The sequence below is a fragment of the Thiohalocapsa sp. genome (genome assembly GCF_019695415.1).
Lineage (GTDB): Bacteria > Pseudomonadota > Gammaproteobacteria > Chromatiales > Chromatiaceae > Thiohalocapsa.
On sequence record NZ_JAIFKJ010000057.1, the window covers coordinates 1 to 2,327 of the forward strand.

The window sequence follows — 2,327 nt, forward strand, 5'->3', positions numbered from 1 at the left end:
AAACATACCCGTCCGAACGCTCGACCCTGCCCAAACATACCCACCACCTTGCCCAAAAATGCCCGCCTGACGGCCGCGCGCGCCTTGTTTTCTTACACAGAGAGACGCCGTTTCTGTGGATAACTCGCCGCACGAACTGCACCCTGGCCGAAAACACCCGTCACCTTGCCCAAACATACCCGTCACCCTGCCCGAAAATACCCTTGCTTGCCCCGCGCTCGTTCCGTCGTCTCAGATCGCGCTCGTCGGACCTTTTCTCTCTCAGGTGAGCGTCGATGACCTGCCCGGAGAACGCCGGCGTGGCGTGAAAGGTGTACTTCACGTCGAGCAACTTGTTTTTGCTCCCCCGCTGTTCCTCGCGATCGTAGTCACGCAGGACCCCTACCCGCTTGAGCTCGTCCAGCGCCTTATCGAGCTTCGATGCGGCCTTTCGCACTTGACCCTGACCCAGGAAGCCGCTGTCGCGCGCCACCTCTTGCAGACTGGTTCGCAGCGGATGGACTGGGGAGGCATTCCGCCAGCGATGCACCAGCGCGAGGTATAGCCATCGAGAGAGCGCCGCCTTACATCGCACCATCTGATCGAAATCGAACTGGCGATACTCGCATTGCGCAATGGCCTGTGAGATATGGCTATTGAAAACGACGCGCCAGAGTGCATTGTCGCCGTCGACAGTCTCGCCATTCGTGGCCGCGACACGCTGCACACCAGTGATGATAGGCCCACCGAAAGACGCCGTCCGGTCTGCGGTGTCGACCTCGATGTAGCAGCGGAGCATCACATAGAGCGACTCGCGGATATCTCTGTACGTCAAGTGCCGGCCGCGCTTCGCCAACAACTGCCGGATCTCGTGAACGGAAAATACGACGCCAGCGACTGGTGCTTCCGCATTGGTGTTTATGGTATAAAAGCCACGCGGGTGCTGGGAGGCCAGATAACGTAGAGCACTCTCGACAAGTTGCTCGCGCTCACTCGGGTAGACATCTTCCCTGAGGCCATCTGCTCTCATCACCCGCGCGGCTTCGACGTAGAGGCTGTACCGCTGCCCGAGATACTCGAACCGCTGTTCCAGCACGGGCAAGTCGCCGCGCTCATCGCGCAGCGCGGCTTGCTGGTTGCGGGGCACACCATACTTTGGCAGCAGATCCCACAGCGGCATGCTGTTCGATTGTTGGTTAGACCGCTGACCATGACGAAGCAGGAACGTCTGATAGTGGCGCATCGTCTGATTACCGAACTCTTCCGGCAATGGGTTTGCCCGCTCTACCCTTCTGTCTCTGCTTCGTTTTCTCGTCGGCGACAAGTTCAACGCAGACCCCGCCGGCGCTGTCCTAGGCATCTGTTGCTCCTCCCAATCCCCAGGCTTGGTCGGTTGTATTGCATTTGCTATTCTGCATATGCTTGCTAGCAATAGTCTGCTTTGCGGCGTTGGGTCCCGCGTCGCCAGTTAGGTGGCTCCCTGCTATTGTTTAGATCGACAGGCTAATTACGAGATTCGCGATCCCATGAAGACGTCGTCCCGCTTCGACGGCACGCGGCTGCGCTCGGCACGGAAGAACGCCGGGCTATCTCAGGCGGAACTGGGCATCCGCGCGGGGGTCGAGCAACCTCATATCTCCGCACTGGAGGGCGGCGCACGAACGCCATCGATGGAGACGCTTCGCCTGCTGGCAGGGACACTCGGCGTGTCCGTACACTGGCTGTGTGGTGAGGACGCCACACACCGGCTGCTCCCGGCGCGGATGCGGCCAGAGCATCTGATCGAGGACGAAAACGTGTCCGCGGGCCTTATCGCGCTTGCGGGCGACGCGCGGCTGATCGAATCGTTGCAGATCCAGCCAGAGGAATGGGGGGTGCTTCGTTCCTTGAAGTGCCCGACCCTGACCAAGGAGGGGTACCTTGCTGTGCTGTTGGTGTTACGGGGGCACAGTTGATGAACCGCAAGGAGGCAGCGATCCCTCGCTACTATGACGCCACTATGACGCGTTTTTGGAGACTGCTGGCTATTTCGGACGATTTCTGGTGATTTACGCGGGGCTTGACGCGCTATGTTACTGTTTTGCTTACACCCTACTTTCGCCCGGCGCATTCGTAATGCGTAGGTCAGCGGTTCGAATCCGCTCACCGGCTCCATTAAAACAAGCAGTTAAAAGAAACCGGCCCAGCGCCGGTTTTTTTGTGAGTGCCTCAGCACTTCAGGTGCACTTTCGGCAATCACCGAGCCCCTGACTGCTTGTCAACGACGGACTAAACCGCTATCGCGGTAGGACTTAGTCGGCACGGCCGCAGCCAAATTGTTCAGCGGGATGGGTCTGTCCCGGCTAGAG

Annotated in this window: 2 protein-coding genes; one reads left to right on the forward strand and one right to left on the reverse strand. The window is 59.3% G+C overall.

Translation table 11 applies throughout. From position 1 onward, the window contains the following. Window positions 1-160: 160 nt before the first annotated feature. Window positions 161-1,249 (reverse strand): hypothetical protein, encoded by a 1,089-nt coding sequence (locus tag I6U14_RS00675; RefSeq protein ID WP_296896044.1) that lies wholly within the window; start codon window positions 1,247-1,249, stop codon window positions 161-163. Window positions 1,250-1,505: 256 nt separating this feature from the next. Between I6U14_RS00675 and I6U14_RS00680 the strand changes: the two genes are divergently transcribed. Beyond that, window positions 1,506-1,934 carry a helix-turn-helix transcriptional regulator gene (locus I6U14_RS00680; protein WP_296896047.1) on the forward strand — a complete coding sequence of 143 codons (429 nt, stop codon included), beginning with the start codon at window positions 1,506-1,508 and terminating at the stop codon, window positions 1,932-1,934. Window positions 1,935-2,327: the final 393 nt, after the last annotated feature.

Coding starts and splice junctions, on each gene's coding strand:
- I6U14_RS00680 (WP_296896047.1), top strand. CDS start 1,506: ATGAAGACGTCGTCCCGCTTCGACGGCACGCGGCTGCGCTCGGCACGG.